The sequence below is a fragment of the Heyndrickxia sp. NPDC080065 genome (assembly GCF_050281185.1).
Lineage (GTDB): Bacteria > Bacillota > Bacilli > Bacillales > Bacillaceae_C > Heyndrickxia.
The window spans coordinates 111,488-130,054 of the sequence record NZ_JBNNWS010000012.1 but is presented as its reverse complement, the minus strand read 5'-3'; the positions used below and the strand labels follow the sequence as shown (position 1 = coordinate 130,054).

15 protein-coding genes and 1 pseudogene are annotated in these 18,567 nt (G+C 36.4%); 10 read left to right on the top strand and 6 right to left on the bottom strand.

Annotation, left to right across the window (positions count from 1 at the left end; translation table 11 throughout):
- Positions 1–97 precede the first annotated feature (97 nt).
- Positions 98–478: a VOC family protein gene (locus ACQKP0_RS15805; RefSeq protein WP_427406858.1), complete on the top strand. Its 381-nt coding sequence runs from the start codon at positions 98–100 to the stop codon at positions 476–478.
- Between the two features lie 360 nt (positions 479–838).
- Positions 839–1,333: a cysteine hydrolase family protein gene (locus ACQKP0_RS15800; RefSeq protein WP_427406809.1), complete on the top strand. Its 495-nt coding sequence runs from the start codon at positions 839–841 to the stop codon at positions 1,331–1,333.
- 423 nt (positions 1,334–1,756) lie between these two features.
- Here the strand turns inward: ACQKP0_RS15800 and ACQKP0_RS15795 are convergent, their stop codons facing one another.
- From ACQKP0_RS15795 to ACQKP0_RS15770, 6 genes and pseudogenes are all read right to left on the bottom strand, one after another.
- Positions 1,757–2,326, bottom strand: a complete 570-nt coding sequence (locus ACQKP0_RS15795; protein ID WP_427406808.1) for a YdeI/OmpD-associated family protein — start codon at positions 2,324–2,326, stop codon at positions 1,757–1,759.
- Complete coding sequence (locus tag ACQKP0_RS15790) at positions 2,311–3,243, bottom strand: alpha/beta fold hydrolase (protein ID WP_427406807.1); 933 nt, start codon at positions 3,241–3,243, stop codon at positions 2,311–2,313. Before ACQKP0_RS15790 ends, ACQKP0_RS15795 begins: the two co-directional genes overlap by 16 nt.
- Positions 3,244–3,335: 92 nt before the next feature.
- Entirely contained in the window at positions 3,336–4,265 is a 930-nt protein-coding gene (locus ACQKP0_RS15785; protein ID WP_427406806.1) for a helix-turn-helix transcriptional regulator, read from the bottom strand.
- Between the two features lie 224 nt (positions 4,266–4,489).
- A complete protein-coding gene (locus ACQKP0_RS15780) occupies positions 4,490–5,137 on the bottom strand; it encodes a hypothetical protein (protein WP_341086016.1) in 648 nt (215 codons plus the stop codon).
- A gap of 577 nt (positions 5,138–5,714) precedes the next feature.
- A pseudogene (locus tag ACQKP0_RS15775) lies at positions 5,715–6,988 on the bottom strand (IS110 family transposase).
- A 306-nt stretch (positions 6,989–7,294) separates the two neighbouring features.
- Positions 7,295–7,603, bottom strand: a complete 309-nt coding sequence (locus tag ACQKP0_RS15770) for a hypothetical protein (protein WP_427406805.1) — start codon at positions 7,601–7,603, stop codon at positions 7,295–7,297.
- A gap of 653 nt (positions 7,604–8,256) precedes the next feature.
- Between ACQKP0_RS15770 and ACQKP0_RS15765 the strand changes: the two genes are divergently transcribed.
- The 8 genes from ACQKP0_RS15765 to ACQKP0_RS15730 all read left to right on the top strand — a co-directional run bounded on the left by ACQKP0_RS15765 (position 8,257) and on the right by ACQKP0_RS15730 (position 18,449).
- Complete coding sequence (locus ACQKP0_RS15765) at positions 8,257–9,213, top strand: tRNA dihydrouridine synthase (RefSeq protein WP_427406857.1); 957 nt, start codon at positions 8,257–8,259, stop codon at positions 9,211–9,213.
- A gap of 670 nt (positions 9,214–9,883) precedes the next feature.
- Positions 9,884–10,054 (top strand): hypothetical protein, encoded by a 171-nt coding sequence (locus ACQKP0_RS15760; protein WP_427406804.1) that lies wholly within the window; start codon positions 9,884–9,886, stop codon positions 10,052–10,054.
- A 20-nt stretch (positions 10,055–10,074) separates the two neighbouring features.
- On the top strand, positions 10,075–11,388 hold the full coding sequence (locus tag ACQKP0_RS15755; protein ID WP_427406803.1) for an MFS transporter: 1,314 nt from the start codon (positions 10,075–10,077) through the stop codon (positions 11,386–11,388).
- A gap of 391 nt (positions 11,389–11,779) precedes the next feature.
- On the top strand, positions 11,780–12,937 hold the full coding sequence (locus ACQKP0_RS15750; RefSeq protein WP_427406802.1) for a trans-sulfuration enzyme family protein: 1,158 nt from the start codon (positions 11,780–11,782) through the stop codon (positions 12,935–12,937).
- Positions 12,938–13,197: 260 nt separating this feature from the next.
- Positions 13,198–14,505 carry an aminotransferase class I/II-fold pyridoxal phosphate-dependent enzyme gene (locus ACQKP0_RS15745; protein ID WP_427406801.1) on the top strand — a complete coding sequence of 436 codons (1,308 nt, stop codon included), beginning with the start codon at positions 13,198–13,200 and terminating at the stop codon, positions 14,503–14,505.
- Positions 14,506–14,794: 289 nt separating this feature from the next.
- Positions 14,795–15,790: a D-cysteine desulfhydrase gene (locus ACQKP0_RS15740; RefSeq protein WP_427406800.1), complete on the top strand. Its 996-nt coding sequence runs from the start codon at positions 14,795–14,797 to the stop codon at positions 15,788–15,790.
- A 247-nt stretch (positions 15,791–16,037) separates the two neighbouring features.
- Positions 16,038–17,483: a sigma-54 interaction domain-containing protein gene (locus ACQKP0_RS15735; protein ID WP_427406799.1), complete on the top strand. Its 1,446-nt coding sequence runs from the start codon at positions 16,038–16,040 to the stop codon at positions 17,481–17,483.
- A 384-nt stretch (positions 17,484–17,867) separates the two neighbouring features.
- On the top strand, positions 17,868–18,449 hold the full coding sequence (locus ACQKP0_RS15730) for a cysteine dioxygenase (RefSeq protein ID WP_427406798.1): 582 nt from the start codon (positions 17,868–17,870) through the stop codon (positions 18,447–18,449).
- Positions 18,450–18,567 lie beyond the last annotated feature (118 nt).

Sequence of the window (18,567 nt, the reverse complement as noted above, 5' to 3'; positions counted from 1 at the left end):
TTATGCATTTGAAATAAAAGAAAAATGCTTTTATGTATTATGTTTATATAAACGAGTATAATATTTATAACCAAGACCTTCCAATTTTGTTCATCATATATGTATTCAGACAAATCATTATGAAAAATCCCTGAATTTTTATAAGGAACTTCTTGGTTTTGAATTAATTTCAGAATGTCCTAATTTCCATAATCGTAATTTTAACTCTTGGTTAAGATTAGGGGAGTTCTATATTGAACTACAAACTGGAAAAGCAGGAGAAAGCCTTGGTAATTTAAATCCAAATACGCAGGGAATAGTGCATCTTTGTCTTTGGGTAGAAGACTTAGTTAATGAGGTCAAGAAATTTAAGCAATTAGGTTTTGGCTTTATATTAAAAGATGGTCAAGAAATTTATCACGTTGAGAATGGGGGATTGTGTAAATTAATAGCTCCTGAAGGTACAATTATTGAATTAAGAGATAATAGAGGGATATAGCTTTATCGGTATTATATAGAAACTGGATGATCTTTAGCAATCTGGCGCAATTCTGCAGCAAGAATTGTGCTTTTTCTTTATGTTCAGGGCGCGATTGCTTAACAAAGGTAATCGCTTTTCTTATTGAAGTAATAAGCTATTTAGTTCAATTTGGTAAATGATAAAAAAAGCTTTGACTCGAGATTTTTGCTAAATCATCTTCTGTTAATAAACGAATGGTACCATCCAAATTATCTGAACCCTTTGATAATATTCAGTGCATCTTTTTTTCCTTGAGAAGAAAAAAAGAACATAAGGAAAATTTTATGATATCGTTAAGTAGATTAATTATTAAAAAAAGGTATGAGGAGAATAATAATTATGGAAAATACAGCATTAATAATTATTGACTTGCAAAAGGGTGTTCAGCCTGAAAATGTTCCTCTGTATAACTTAGCGAATGTATTAAATGGGGTTAATCAAAGAATTCGTTTATTTAGAGAAAAAAACAATCCTATTATTTTTGTTCAACATAATGATAGTGATCTGGTTCTTAATTCTCCAGAATGGCAACTATTTCCGGAACTAGATGCTAAAGATACAGATATTTGTATCAACAAAACACATGCAAACTCATTTTACAAGACTGATTTGAATGAACAACTAAGGAAATTAAATATAAATAAACTTGAAATCTGTGGCGCACAAACTGAATATTGTGTAGATACAACTATTAGAATGGCTCATGGATTAGGATATAAATTATTTATGAAAAAAGGGTTAACTACCACCCTTAACAGTGAACTTCTAGGAGCTAAAACAATCATTGAGCATCATGAGAATCTCTGGAATAATAGATTTTTAACATTTTTATAGAAAAGAATTGCTTTTATCAAGATGAGTAGTCCTTTACAAATACCCTGCTCCGAGGGGCGATAAAATTTTTTTGGTATTTAAAAATAAGGTACTCAGCTAATGGGTGCCTATTTTCAATAAGATTAGATTAATGATCTTCAACAATCGGGCGCGATTGTTTAAGAAGCGTCGCTGTTCTATTAAACTAACAGGTGCTTTAATTGAAGATTCGCAACCAGAAATAATCAATCTTTATTATAAAAACCAAACTAGATAAATAAAGAACCAACTGTTTTGATCAAACTTTGTTTCAAAACAGTTGGTTTCTTTCTGTATAAAATCAGCGTTTGCAACTTACTTTTAATCGAACTTTATTCAAAAGCTACATATTCTTCTCTCTAAACAATCCAGGTATATATAAATTAATGCTGTTGATTGATAAAACTACGGTCTTAACATGTCTCCCTCTTTCCATGAATCGATTAATCGATTCAATCTTCTTAGCCTAGTTTCTTCTTTTTTGGCACTCATTACCCACCAAATAGAATCTCTTTTGTAAGAAGCCGGAAGCTGATTAAAGAATTTCCAAGAATTTTGATTTTTTTTAATTTCATCCTCATATTCTTTTATTAAAGTAACGTTCCTATTAGCGGAAGAATAACCTGTTTGATCATTTCTTTGATTAAAAATAGTCAATCCTTCAGGCTTCATTTGATTAAGTTCTATTAATTTATGCACCTTTTGCACGTTAACTTTACTCCAGAGGCTATTAGACTTACGTGGAGTAAAGCGGATTTTATAGCTATCTTCATCAACTGTTTTTCGTATCCCATCAATCCAACCAAACGACAGTGCACAATCTACTGATTCTGACCAAGTAAGACTAGCTTTATTGGTCTTTTTTTTTGAAAAAACTACCCAAATCTCACTAGCTGTTTGGTGATGAATATCTAACCAATCAATAAATTCTGTTTGATTAATAAAAAATAAGGCTTCACTCATTTTATCAGCCATTTTAAAATCATTTGATTAAGCTCTTCAGGTCTTTCTTCTTGAATCCAATGACCAGTGTCCAAACTCTTAACGTCTATATTAGGTACAAAATCTTTTATATTTTGAAGTGGCGGAATAATATCTTTCTCGCCATATACCATCAATGTTGGCTGATGAATAATAGGAGAGACGTCACCTAATAAATGCCAATTACGATTTAGATTTCTGTACCAATTGATGCTTGGAGTAAAACCTGTCTTATTGAACCCTGAGATATAAACAGAAAGATCTTCATCACTCATAACAGGTTCACCTAATGGCTTGGTTGCTTTAGCTAGATTAATCATTTCCATTCCTTTACCAGGAACTTGTGATGGAGCATTCTTTCGATATAAGTTATTAAGAAATTGTGATGAATTTTCATCTAGTATAGCATCTGCAACACCTGGTTGTTTGTTAAAGTGAACAAAATAGTAATCGTCTCCAAAAACTTCTTCCATAAAATCAATCCAAGGTTTCTCTCCACGAACTTGATAGGGCAAGCATAAGTTAATCATTTTACGAACACGTTCTGGGTGCAGCAAAGCCATGCTCCAAACAACACTTGCACCCCAATCATGCCCCATAAAAATGGCATCTTTGTACTGATAGTGATCCAATAGAGCAACAAGATCACTGGTTAAATGTTTAATATCATATTTTGTAACTTCTTTGGGACAAGAAGATTCTCCATATCCCCGTTGATTGGGGATAATAACGTGATAACCTGCTTCTACAAGAGGAGTCACTTGATGTCTCCAAGAATAGGCATGTTCTGGCCATCCGTGGCAGAGAACGATAGGTCGCCCCCAATTTTTTTGTCCAGCTTCAAAAACTTCTAGTTTCACACCGTTAACTGAGATAAGTGTTGGTGTTGGAAATTCATAATTGTTTGTCATTTAACGTTCCTCCTAATTAAAATAAATGTGTCTTATAACAACAATATTATCACGGTGATTTGACAACAGTCTGTCAACTTTGAGAAACGCAATTAACGATATTTTTCAGCCATCAATCTGAGTTTTGAAGCAATTGCTTTACGCATTTCTTTTGGAGCTAAGACCTCTACATGCTCTCCAAAACTAAATATGAGAGAGAACAACCATTCTTTTTCGGGGAGTGTAGCTTTAACAAGAAGTTCACCTGTTTCTAACACCGAAATATCTTCTTTATTAAAAATATCCTCCACACGAGACTGCATTATAGAGGAAATCTTTAAGACAATTGTTGTCATTATTGTTTGCTCATTTAATAATGTCCTAATCTCATGATACGATTTTTCTCGACGTTCAAATGATTGATTTTCGATATAACAATCACTTATACGGGAAACTTTAAATATTCTGAAATCTTCTTTTATAAGACAATAAGCAAATAAGTACCAAGTATAATTTTTAAATATGAGTGACATAGGTTCAACTCGTCTTTTGCTGACAATATTATTATAATTTCTGTAGTCAATCATCAGTATATCAGTCTGTGTAATAGATTTTCTTAGCGTTTTAACTAATGACTTTTGTTCTAGAGATTCTCCAAAAGGATGTAAATCAATGATGATTTGTTCCATATGCAGCTTTAGTTCATCTGCCTTGTTTTTAGGAATGATATTTTCTAACTTTTCTATGGATGATTCTAGCTCAATGTCGTCAACCGTGGAATTAATATCTTTGAGAACAGAAAGAAGGGAGGACAGATTATTAAGAGTCAGTACTTGATGATTTAATTTATAATTTTCATAAATGCTGAATCCACCATTGTTTCCAGAGTGGGAAATGATAGGAATTCCGGCTAGATTGATTGTTTCAATATCTCGGTAAATAGTCCGAACCGACACTTCAAATTTTTGAGCCAATTCATTGGCTGTTACACGATTTCTATTAAGTAACATTACAATAATGGTTAACATACGTTCTATTTTCATTTTGTTCTCCTTAGATAAGGTTTCTTTTCATTCTACACTACACAAATGATGATACATTAAAAAAACTTTTCAAAAGAACTAATCTTTCATATACAAAAATATTATTCAAGTCTTGTATGCTTAGAGGTTCTTTTTTTACGTAACAAGTATGATAAAAGAATACTCAATACTTTTGATTGAGAAATTAAATCATGATATACTTTAAGTGCGAAACGTTATGAAATTTAGCAAGACAACACGAAAGCCAGTCCTACAGCGAATAGGACTGGCTTTTTTTTCGTTTGTTGCGAAGCCAAACGCGTGTTCAATACATGCGTCACACCATATAGTTCACCTTTTCCATTATGATTAATTGCAACGTCTAAATCATTGATAATTTGCTTCATGTATTCGAATGCAATACGCGTATTTTCATCAGTAGGTGCCCATTGATTAACTAAATCTGTTGATTCCATTGCTTCACCATTAGGATCTAAATGTACCGTACGGGCAGCTTGCTTATTAGATATATAACTTGTTAAAAGGAACAAATTTATATAATCTTTTTCCAATTCTTTATTTCCTTTAATTAAATGGATTGGTGATTCATCATTGACTACTAGTGACTTCAAGTAATACTCGAAACCTTCATCGTTACTCGCTTTTTTCAATTTTGGGTCGTTCATCGGTTCGGAAAGTAATACGTTCATCTTTGAAACCCATTCTCCGATTTCAGCATTATAAATTTGGGATTCAGATGCTTCTACAATGTTGCTATTTGTTGAGTCATCTTTGTCGCTTGAATATTTAAGAGCCCCATATTCACGAACTCCAAGTGTGGCAATAAGTATAACGGCAATAGCAGCAGAACCGAATAAGATTTTTCTTTTCATTCTCAACACTACTTTCCCTAATAAAGTTAGTATAACCAATAAGAGGGGCTCTTACAAATAAACGGGAAAGGGATGGAGAAGTAATTGTAATTGAATGATTTAATTGTATTTTCTAAATAAAGATAAATTTGATTAGTAATGATATTACAACTCTTATTCAACTCCCTCAGTTTGATACGAATATCTCTCGAATGATCACTTATTCGCAGGATTTCACATCCCTTAAAAAGGATTTACGGGTAGTAGAAACGAGTTCGGATCATTTTGGCTACGTGAAGGCATGGTTAAATAAAGGAGTTAGCTAATACTCCATATTTTCCCATATAATGTACATCTCCACGCCGCCCCTGGAGGCTTTCCCTCCCATGTCTCAACGGGTCAAGTGCCCTCTCATTCCTTCGTCATGCCTATCCAAGGGGTGGAGGCCAGTTATGCTAACGGGATGGGTCACATTGCCCTTTTGTTGAATAAACCTGGTACTCCGTACATATTTGAATTCCTACGAATAAGACAACATTCAAGATTAAAGATAAAGATATAGACTAATATTTTTTAAGACCCTTAGTATCTGATTTTCCTAAGCTGCTAAAAAGATTGTAGCTTGTACTTTATGTGGATTATAAGACTCGTTTCGTCGTGCTATTCCTACAAAAATCCTTGCTAATTTACCTATGAGTTTCATGATTGATTTCATTTTCTTTAATTTCTTTACCTCCACATTATGGGAATGGATAGCTTTAAACTCAGGGTTGTTCATTACAAGGCTCATAGTTGCTAAGTAGAGGAAGCGTCGAAGTCTTGACCTACCACGCTTCGAAATGACAATCTGACCTTTCCATTTACCTGAACTTGCTTCAGCTAGGTGTAATCCTGCATGACGTAACAGAGAATTTCCATGAGAAAATCCAGATAGATCACCTGCTTCGCCTAAAATCCCTGCTAATGAGATTTCACTTATACCTTTTATCATAAGCAGTTTCTTCGCGAATGGTATTTGATTGAGAACTTCTTTTACTTGTTGTTCAACTCTTTCGAGCTGTTTTGCTGCTAGGTCATATTCTTCTAATAGTTGTTCTAAGTGAAATTTATAAGCATCAAGTGCTTGTCCAGTTCCAATAGAAGATTTTGCTAGACTGATCAGTAGTTGAGCTTTTTTAAGTCCTGGTTGTCTTTACATTAAGGATTTCCATCCCGTCATGACATCTAGTGACTCCATTGATGATATTTCATCTGGTGTCGGAAACAAACGGAGGGTTGCGATGGCCCCTTTGCACGAAACATCTTTAAACACTTGTCGCAGCTCTGGAAAAATAACATCAACCCATCGATTTATTTGATTAATAGACATTACGAGACGTTTTACAATCACATCTCGATTAGACATTAGAACTCTAAGTTTTTCAAACGACTCTGATGTTGGGCGGATAAAGGAATAATAGCCGTTTTTGACCATATCCGCGATAACGAGCGCATCTTTTTTATCACTCTTAGATTGGGTATTATCACGATTCTCTTTATTTCTTTTTACTAAGAGTGGATTGACTGTAACTACCTCAATGTTTTGGTTATATAACCATTTTGAAAGGTTAAGCCAGTAATGTCCTGTAGGCTCCATACCTACTATTGTTGCATCTAAGTTTTTTAGTCTTTTTAAATCCTGTATCCAGTTTACTAGTTTAATAAACCCATCTTCATTATTTTCAAATATAAGAGGGTCTCCAACTACAATTCCACGGAAGTTAACTGCTCTTGCGACGTGTAGTTGTGAGCAATATCCACACCAACAATAAGATGTGTATCGGAAATTCTTTCTACTAGTTGATTTTGCTTGTCTTGCATTTTAAAATTCATATAGGGCTTCCTCCTTAAGTGTTTGAGTTAGAGTGGTGTCTATACTCATAATCTTACTGAGGGGCTCTACTTTTTTCAAACCTGATATTTAACGATCTACAGGAATGCTAACGGGGTGCGATTGTGAAATAAAAAGTAAAGGGGATAATACATATTAGTCATGTATAATATGTATTATCCCTTATTTTTTATGACTTTTTATAATTTGGGTCTTGATAATTTTAAAACAGTGTAACTTTATTTTAATCCAACATTAAAACAATTCGAATCTTTTTGTTCTGCATAAGCGCACGTTTCGGAAGATAGCTATTTATGAATGATATTTTCCTTCTTACTATAAATTTCATAAGCAAAATATCCAAATAAATAGCCTATTCCACTTCCTAAACTAACTGTAGATAATAGGGAGATTGGGAAGAACATGCCTGAAATTACACCGATTGCACAACCAAAAAGCATTCCCATTGGTATTAAACTATCTAATAAATCTTGAGCGCTTTTTGATTTTTTCTTACCTAGGTTACCTTGGTTGTATTTATGTTTAAGCCTTTCAATTACAAATACTACAATCCCTCCCACTATTAAAACAGGCGCAATTGCCATGACAAACCCCATGTTAGAACCTCCTTTCAATTTTTAATCGGATTATACCTGCTACTTAAAATTTTATTCCGTTAAATGCCCGATTGCTGAACAAAATTAAATAGCACCCTTAGCTATCTCTTATTATAGACTATGAGACTCTAATGTTACGAAGATTATTATTTATTCCAAAACTCATCCTTTTCTGAATATTCTCCTTGTAAATTCATAAGGGGCGTTTTTTGTATTTCGGGGTCTTTTTTTTCTGTATTACTTTTCGATACGATTAATTAGTATTATTTATTGTGATTACATTTAAGGTATATGTTGATTAAACGCGTGTCGGTTAGACTGCTTTGATTTTCCTTCCGTATGGGACTTTCCTAAATAAGTGAAATTTTGAAACTTTAATTCCAAGCCAATAAATTTCAATATCTTAGGAATATTTTTCCGGAAACTTAGTTAGGGAAGTACCTAACCTTGATACAAACTGCCTTTTTATCCTCGATTTTCTTTGCACTTTTCATCTGTTAATAGTAAAGTTCATAATGTTCGAAATTTACTATAGTTTGATAAAAAGTGCTTAGGCATGCTATAAGTGTAGAAGTAGAAGAAACATTTTTGCTTTTTAATTTTGGGATGAGAATTTGAGCGTGTATCCCATTATGAAAGGACTTGAATCGATTATGACAGATAATTTTTGGCGTGATTTACCACGACCATTTTTTATACTTGCACCAATGGAAGATGTGACGGATGTTGTTTTTCGCCATGTAGTGAGTAAAGCAGCTAGACCGGATGTGTTTTTTACAGAGTTTACAAACACGGTGAGTTATTGTCATCCAGAAGGGAACCAAAGTGTGCGTGGGCGTTTGACTTTTACAGAGGATGAGCAACCAATGGTGGCACATATATGGGGGGATCAGCCTGAATATTTTCGGCAAACGAGTATTGGTGTGGCGAAACTTGGGTTTCGGGGTGTGGATATCAATATGGGCTGTCCTGTGCATAATGTGGCAGCCAAAGGGAAGGGAAGCGGCCTTATCCTTCGTCCAGACGTCGCTGCCGATATCATACAAGCAGCAAAAGCAGGGGGATTGCCTGTAAGTGTGAAGACAAGGCTTGGTTACACGAATGTAGACGAATGGCGGGACTGGCTGACACATATATTGAAGCAAGACATCGCTAATCTTTCTATTCATCTGCGTACAAGAAAGGAAATGAGCAAAGTAGATGCTCATTGGGAGCTGATTCCAGAGATTAAGGAACTTCGTGATCAGGTAGCACCAGATACGCTTTTGACGATCAATGGGGATATTCCTGACCGTCAAACTGGATTGAAGCTTGTTGAACAATATGGTGTTGATGGAATTATGATTGGGCGTGGTATTTTTACAAATCCATTTGCCTTTGAAAAAGAGCCGAAAGAACATAGCAGTGAGGAATTGCTGGATCTCTTAAGATTGCAGCTTGATCTTCATGATAAATATTCAAAAGAATTTGAGCCGCGTCCATTCAAACACCTTCTTCGCTTTTTTAAGATATATGTCAAAGGGTTTAGAGGGGCCAGTGAATTAAGAAATCAATTGATGAGCACAAAGTCAACAGATGAAGTGCGTGCAATGCTCGATAACTTTGAGTGAAAGAATGTTGATGTGACGGGGAAGTAGAATACTGTGACCCCAAAAAGTTAAAGTTTATATTATGTAGTTAATTGGCTGGTGTGAATGGGTATTAAACCCGACTCATACCAGCCAATTTTTGTTTTATACGTTTGTTAAGTATGGTATGAACATAATTTGTAAATGGCCTTCTATCTTCCAGCCGAAATCTCGATCTTTCCATGCTAGGTATCTAGTCGACGATCCGGTAGCAATATTATTCTTATAACAAAAGTATCTTTCTTGTTAGTTTAGATTACAAAATGTTGATTTACAATAAAGTCGTTTAATTACAAATAAAGTTGCTTAAATTACAATAAGATTATATAAAAATGCCCGTTCCGTTATTCTGCAATCGGCCAGCTTGTGGTGTAAGGAATGTCAAAATAACGAAAGGATTTCATGAAACTGAAAAAGGAGTATTCATTTTACAATCTGCTGCCTTTAGAGGTTAGAGTTATTATTTCGAAATTTTTGGTTTGATCGTTTCCCAACAAGAGGATATGGAAGTTCACAATATATAGAGATTATTATTAAAACTAGATGAAAAGTTAACCCGCCCCGAAAGGCTTTTCATTTAGAATACAGTGTATTGAAAAGTGGAAGTAAGAACAAGAATAAGAAATAATTCCTACAATCGTTGGATAACACGATGGATAAAAGCTTATTACGTACATTAAATTTACATCTGCATTCAAAAGAGAAAGAAGAATTAGAAGCAGAATTAATTGCATTATTGGAAAAATGGGAGAATGGGATCAAAGCGAGAGACCCTAAAGGGGAGAAGCTTTATGGAATTCTCATATCCATGTTTGCAAAATAAAAATCGAATGAGGGATAAGGGTGGGGGAAAATAAAGGGTTTACATCATTTTTATTGATATGGGGTGGCCAACTCGGTTCTCTTTTAGGAACTAGTTTAACATCCTTCGCACTAGGGGTATATATATTACAAAAAACAGGATCGGTATCAAATTTTGCAATCACATTAGTATGTATGTCCATTCCAGGGCTTATCATTTCGCCATTTGCTGGGGCACTTGTCGACAAGTGGAATCGAAAAGGGATGATGCTTGCTAGTGATATTTTATCCGGAATGGCTACAATGGGAATTTGTGCGACGATATTCTTTTCAGAATTACAATTATGGCATATTTATAGTGCTGTAATCATATGGTCGATTGCAGGTGCTATGCAATTCCCTGCTTATCAGGCAATCGTTTCACAAATCGTTGAAAAAAAACATCTCGGACGTGCAAACGGATTGATTCAAACGTCTGAAGCCGCATCTACCATTATTGCACCGCCAATTGCAGGAATCTTATTGCCGTTCATTCATCTTGAAGGAATTCTCCTTATAGACTTTTTTTCATTCTTTTTAGCTATTTTTTCCTTATTAATCGTAAAAATTCCACATATAACTGCTCTGGAATCTTTTATAAAAAAACAATCTATTCTTTTAGACATCAAGGATGGAATTCAGTACCTACGAATGAATAGAGCACTTTTATGGTTTTTAACCTATTTTTCGTTGGCAAATTTTATATTGGGATTCGAAAACGTATTACTTCAACCGCTTATTCTATCGATAGGAAATGCCAAAACTCTTGGATTTGTTATGTCATGTCTTGGATTAAGTATGGTATTGGGTGGATTAGTTATGAGTGCATGGGGAGGTCCGAAAAGAAAAACGAGAGGAGTATTTGGGTTTGGACTTATTAGTTCTGTCTTTTTTACCTTAATATGGGCCAGCAACTCCATCCCTTTTATGTGTGTGTTTATCTTTATTTCTTTCTTTTTCTTGCCATTTGGCAATACCTGCTCACAGGTCATTTGGCAAAGCAAAGTGGAGCCTAGTATTCAAGGGCGCGTATTTGCCTTACGAAGAATGATTGCGATGTCACTTATGCCTATTTCTTATTTACTTTCGGCTCCACTAATAGAGCATGTTTTTACACCTTTAATGTCTTCACATGCAATTGGCGGGCAGCTATTTGGTGGATGGTTAGGAGTCGATGAAAATAGTGGAATACGATTGTTTTTAATGATTATGGGACTAATTTGGATACTAACGACTGTGGCTCTATCGTTTCACCGAGAAATAAAAATATTGGACGAAGAGAGCAAGTCACAAGACACTGTCGTTTCTGTAACTTAATAAAAACAATTTATCTATACTAAAAATGTACCTTATAGGTAGATAAACCAATTAAGTCGAAGAGGGAGTGGGTATATGAAATCCAGACTAATCCTCCTATTACAAAAAAAGCCCCGGGAACCAAAATCCACGTTGTTCCTCTAAATTCTCTTCAATTTTGGAAAAGCATTATCAATATTGCTAAAGTGGTAAGTTCGATCATTACTATGTTTTGCAGTGCACCTTTGCAAAAATGAGAATAAATAAAGAGTTTTAATAATGAAACTGTAGATTTTATAAGGTTTACAGAGTTGGCATAAATTTTGCATGTAAAGATTTATATACAACTAATAGGAAGAAATAAAAAAGGCAACATTTCAGATTACTAAAATTCGGAGGTGAAATAATAATAATGAACTATTCATCAAAACTAGTAAAAGTAAATAAAGATCCAGGGCATGGCTCACACATCACCCCTGTTTATATGACTTCAACTTTTGTTTTTGATAATGCCGAAGTAGGAGCACAACGCTTCGCAGGAGAAGATCCAGGATTTATGTATTCACGCCTGGGAAATCCAAATGTAAGAGAACTGGAAGAGAAGGTAGCGGCATTGGAATTTGGTGAAGGTTGTTTGGCTTTCTCATCTGGTATGGCTGCCATAACTGGTTGCCTTTTGGGTATTTTGCAGGCAGGAGATCACGTTGTTGCACACACAGCGTTGTATGGGGCGACGCACGCCTTTCTAACCAAAACGGTAAAGAAATTTGGAATTGATGTAACATTTGTACCGTTTAAAACAGGGGATGAGCTTGAACCACACATTACAGATAGAACGAAAGTGGTCTACTTTGAAACTCCTTCCAATCCTACGCTTTCCTTAGTGGATATGAAGAGTGTAGCGTCGATCGCTAAGCAAAAGGGTATCTTGACTGTTGTTGATAATACGTTTTTATCGCCATATTTACAAAATCCTATTCTATGCGGCATTGATATTGTCGTCCACAGTGCAACAAAATATTTGTCGGGTCATGGATATCTTATTGGCGGATTAGTGATTTCCAGCAAGGAAATTATTGATCCGATGAGAAAAGAAGTGCAGAAGACTATGGGAGCGAATTTGGCCCCTATGGATGCCTGGCTTCTCTGTCAAGGGATACGTACATTGCACATTCGTATGGATCGCTCACAAGAAAATGCACAAATTTTGGCTGAACGCTTGGAAAAACATAAGGCTATAGAGAAGGTTTATTTTCCAGGACTAGCAAGTTTTGAAGATAAAAATATCATGGAGAAACAAATGAAAGGTCCTGGTGCAATGATTTCTTTTGTCTTGAAGGGGGGATACGAAACAGGTGTTAAACTTATGAATTCAGTAAAACTGTGTACTTTAGCAGTTTCCCTGGGTGATGTAGGTACATTAATTCAACATCCAGCTTCGATGACACATGCGATCATCCCTAAAGAAGAAAGAGAAAAAGCAGGTCTCTATGATGGGCTCGTTCGTTTTTCGGTTGGAATAGAAGATGTAGAAGATATATGGAAGGATCTTGAAACGGCATTAGGATAACGGTGAGGATTAAGGAATTTGTGGAATGTTAAGGTTAGGCTCTTTTCTGAAACATTGTTGCTTTCTGCAACAAAGTAAAAATCTAGTAGGATTTTTACGGTTATTTACTGCTTTCATAATGAGTATGGGATGATGAAAAGAGCACGAAGCCTATTTATTTAAGGATTGGTGCTATTTACGAAAAGCAACAATCTATGTGAAAACAGCCTAAGGTTAAATATAATCTGGAAAAATCTAACTAGATAAAGAGGGTGTATAAAATGCTAAACCCATTGGCATTGGAATTAAATCATGTCATTGAAGAACGGAATAAACCAGTATATGAGATGTTTTCATTGTTAGGAAAATCCTTGTATTTCCCAAAAGGAATTGTCAGCCAAGCTGGAGAGGCAAGGGGGAAAGCGGACCGATTCAATGCAACAATCGGGATGGCTTCAGAGGGTGGACAACCCATGTATATAGATGTAATTCATAAAAACCTCTCCTCCTATGATCCGAAAGACCTGTATCCATATGCACCACCCGCAGGAAAATCGGAACTGCGTGAGGTATGGAGAAAAAAGCTTCTTAGGGATAATCCTTCCCTAGAAGGAAAGGAATTTGGAACACCGATCGTGACGAACGGGCTGACCCATGGCTTGAGTATCGTATCCGACCTGTTTGTGGAAAAAGGCGATTCGATTATACTGCCGGATAAGTATTGGGACAACTATCATATACTTTTCAACATCCGCCACCAATGTGGGACCGTGACCTATCCTTTATTTACGAAAGCAAACAAATTTAATGTAGAAGGTATGCTGGAGGCCCTTTTATCCTGCAAAAATGGTAAAGCGATTCTTGTGCTTAATTTTCCGCATAATCCTACCGGCTATACTCCTACGGAGAAAGAGGCAGAAGAAATTCTTGATGCAATCAAGCAGGCAGCGGATCTTGGGGTTAATATTGTTGCTGTTATGGACGATGCTTATTTTGGATTATATTACGAAGATTCAATCAAGGAATCTATATTCGCTCGTTTAGTAGGATTACACCCGCGTGTCCTCCCAATTAAAATTGATGGGGCAACTAAAGAAGAGTATGCTTGGGGTTTTCGTGTTGGGTTTCTCACATTTGGAATTCAGGATCCTCTGGTTTTAGAAGCGTTAGAGAAAAAGACGATGGGTTCCATTCGAAGTACCATCTCATGCAGTCCACACCTTTCCCAAACAATCATTTTGGATGCTTTGTTACATCCTGAATTTGAAATGCAGCGCAAGGAGAGAAATAAAGTAATGGAAGACAGGGCCAAACGAGTCAAAGAGATCTTAGCGGACGGGAAATATGCGGATGAATTTGAACCTTATCCATTCAACTCAGGATATTTCGTATGCCTTCGCATAAAGCATTCCGATGCTGAAACACTAAGGGTCCACTTGCTCAATCAGTACGGAGTGGGTACCATCTCCCTTGCCGAGACAGACCTTCGGATTGCATTTTCCTGTGTTGAATTAAAGGATCTAGACCGCCTTTTTGAACTTATCTATCAGTCTTGTAAAGAATTGAATCAATGTTATATTAAACTATGATATTTCAGAAGGTTTTCCATCACTCTTTTCTTTTATTTAGGCTCTTTTCTTAAACTTTGTTGCTATTTGTAAATAGAGTAAAAATCGGCAGAGATTTTACGCAGTAAATATCTAGTAGGATTTTTGCGGTTATTTTCCGCTATCAAAATGAAATATAGGATGTAGAAAAGAGCACGACACTATATTTATTCAGGCTTCACCCTATATGCGAAAAGCAACAATCTATACGAAAACAGCCTTTATTTATATATAATTAACCTTAAACAGAGGATACAGGAGGAGATTTCATATGAATTTAGCACAATTTCCTAGAAAGCGATATACAGCTGCCTATACACCCATTGAAAAATTAGATCATTTATCTGAGGTTCTTGGTGGTCCTTCCATCTATATGAAACGGGATGATTTACTTGGGCTGACAGCTGGTGGAAATAAAACAAGAAAGCTGGAGTTCCTTGTTGCAGATGCAAAGGAAAAAGGTGCGGATACGTTAATTACCTGTGGAGGCATTCAATCCAATCATTGCCGTTTGACGCTGGCCGCATCGGTAAAAGAGAAAATGAAGTGCATTCTTGTATTGGAAGAGGGGCATTTAACCGATTCTGATCCGGATTTTAATGGGAACTATTTTCTGTATCATTTATTGGGCGCTGAAAAAGTCAAGGTTGTGCCGAATGGGACAGACTTGATGAAAGAAATGCAGAAAGTAGCGGAAGAAGTAACGGAAGAAGGGCATACACCTTATATCATTCCGGTGGGAGGATCGAATCATATTGGGGCAACAGGATATGCTGCGTGCGCTCAGGAGATTTTGGCACAAACCTTTGATCAAGGAGTCCCCATGAATGCCGTCGTTTGTGTAAGTGGCAGCGGAGGAATGCATGCTGGTTTGGTGACGGGCTTTTATGGAAACCGAAGTAATATACCGGTAATTGGAATAAACGTAAGCAGAGGTAAGGCAGAACAAGAAGAGAAAGTTTTTCAGCTTGTTAAAGAAACTTCAGCACACATTGGCATCCCAAGTTCAATCCCTCGTGAGGCTATAATGTGTTTTGATGAGTATGTTGGACCAGGCTATGCATTACCTACGTCTGAAATGGTGGAGGCGGTCAAGCTCATGGCAAGAACGGAAGGGGTATTGCTGGATCCGGTCTATACTGGTAAAGCTGCAGCGGGACTGATTGATTTAATCCAAGAAGGCTTCTTTAAGCCGGAAGATAATATCCTATTTGTGCATTCTGGCGGATCCCCAGCGTTATATGCAAAAACTTCACTCTTTCAGTGAAGTTTTTGTTACTCAAACGTCTGAAAATTTCATCAACTTATGGAAAAGTATTTTAATTATTAGGAAATTTAGTATAATCATTTATATAACGTATATAACGGAAAAATAGAAAAATTGGTAAAACAATGGGTGTTTTGCTTTTTTCTTACAAAGGCTTTTGGGGATTTAAAGTTGGCTTGAACATTGCATAGAGAAATATGACAAGGAAAAATTTAAAGGCACTTGAAGCTCGCAGGAGGGAGATAACGTGAGGGGGATCACTCAAAATCAGGAATTTATTCAAATATTTTCAGAAAACCTTACAGCGATACTTGGTTTTGATATAACCATACTTGATCGAAACGGTAATCGGGTAAGTGGAACAGGAAGTTATCAACATCAAATTGGCAAACCCGCACCTGATGGCTCCTTGTTGCGGGCTGTAATGAAGACTGGCAGACCCGATATGACCTATGATGTTATTAAAAATGATTCCCACTGTATGAACTGTAAATTTTTTAAGGAATGTAAAGAGTCAGCAACCATTGGTTTTCCAATCGTCAAGGGAAGTGAAACATTAGGAGCCATAGGGCTCATGGGCTTTTCAATTGAACAAAAAGAAAAGATGATCGAAAATGCTGAATCACTCAAGGAATTTCTTCAGCATCTAAGTCTTGTAGTTGAATCCCAGTTAATCTCGCAGAATCAAAGATTCCAAGGACAATGCCATTTATACGAAGATACATTAAATTCAAATAAAGTCATTACCTTTGATAACTTCATCGGCAAAAATGAGGATATGAAAGATGTGATACGTAAAGCCAAGCGTATTGTAAATAGCACGGCAAATGTTTTAATTAGAGGTGGAACGGGAACGGGGAAAGAGGTATTGGCAAAGGCCATTCATTATGAAGGGAATCGGAGTAGCCACCCCTTTGTTGCGGTTAATTGTGCCGCAATACCGGAGAGTTTACTAGAAAGTGAATTATTTGGCTATGTAGGCGGGGCTTTTACCGGGGCAAGCCGGGAAGGAAAAACAGGGAAATTTGAGCTGGCGAACAATGGAACCCTCTTTCTTGATGAAATAGGAGATCTTCCCCTTTCACTGCAGCCTAAACTTCTTAGGGTATTACAGGAAAGACAAATTGAAAGAGTGGGAGGAATCAAATCACTGCCTGTAAATGTTCGTGTGATAACGGCAACACATCGCAATTTAGAAGAAATGGTTCAAAACGGTACATTCCGTGAGGATTTATATTATCGAATCAATGTGATCCCGCTGCATACAAAGTTATTGAAGGAGAGGAGGGACGACATTCCCTTTTTTCTCGAGTACTTCATTTGTAAGTACAGTTCGAACTTAAGTCGTCCGTACATAACTATGGATCCACAATTAGAACAATGGCTAATCCAGTACGATTGGCCCGGAAATATTAGACAGTTGGAAAATGTTGTGGAGTATATGGTGAATATGGCAGAATCGGATGTACTTGGCTTTCATGATCTTCCAGATTATTTGTACCAATTTCAAGCACCTATTCATACAGGCGGGTTAAGTTTAGATGAGATGGTGGCCGAATATGAAAAATCCATTATCCAAAGTTTCTTCCTAGGTGGTCAAGATAGAAAAGATAAAGAAAAAGTGGCTGAAGAATTGAAAATCAGTTTATCGACACTTTATCGTAAGCTAGAACGATACAATTTAAAAGTTTGATCACTTTACCCTAGATTGCAAATTTAATTTGCAATCTTTTTTTCGTCTCTACGGGAAAATTTTTAATAATTAGAAATATTTTTCCGGATATGAGAACCGAAAAACAGTACGGAGTGGTAGGTTTTTTCTATAGTCTTCGCGGAAATGGGAATTTTACAATTCGTCCGATAGTAGGAATGTTGATTTAACAAGGATTTAATTTTGGCATGATTTTTGCAATAAAGTTTGGTGTAAGAGTTACTAGTTAGGGGGAGAAGGCTTTATGAGAATGAATATTGCGTGTCCCCGCTCTACTATGGAAAAAGCTCTGCTTCAGTTAGAACAAGCGTCAAGCAACTTTCCCCTACAGGAAAGTAAATATCAGAATATTGAGGAGGAATTAGGATGGATTACACTAATGAATATGATTTCAAAAATTTTGTCCATGATATGACTGTTATGGTGGAACAGAGTCAGAATGATAACGAATGTGTTGTAGAAGCGGAAAAGTTAATTAGTAAATTAATTCAATCCCAATCATGGCTTCCTGCTGAGAAAAGAAGACCAAGTGATGAGGGATACTCGCGGCATTCGCTGCATTGTGATCCAGAGGATCGATTCGAAGTGATCGCGCTAGTTTGGAAGCCCGGCCAGAAGACCACTCTTCATGATCATGATGATACATGGGGAGTAGAAGGAGTTGTCGCGGGTCAGGTTAAAGTGACGAATTATATACGATTAGAGGAATTATCAGGGGGAAAAATCGTTAAGTTACAGCATACGAATTCCATCGTTGTAAACGAGCAGAATACAGGAAAGTTATTGCCTCCCGCAGACTGTCATATCCTTGAAGGGGTAGGCGATAAACCTGCTATTACGATACATGTTTATGGAAAGCAATTGAGAAAATTTCGGGTATTCGCCCCTTTAGACGAAGAAGGGCTATATCTTGCAGAAGAAAAGCAGGTTGAATACTCCCCTGCTTAGAATCGATTAAATAGTGAAAGTGTGGTCCGGTCTGTCCCTTAGACGTTCCGTACTCATGAACATACAGGTCAAGATAAAAAACAATGATTCCCTTCGGATTTTTATCCGTGAAAGGGGA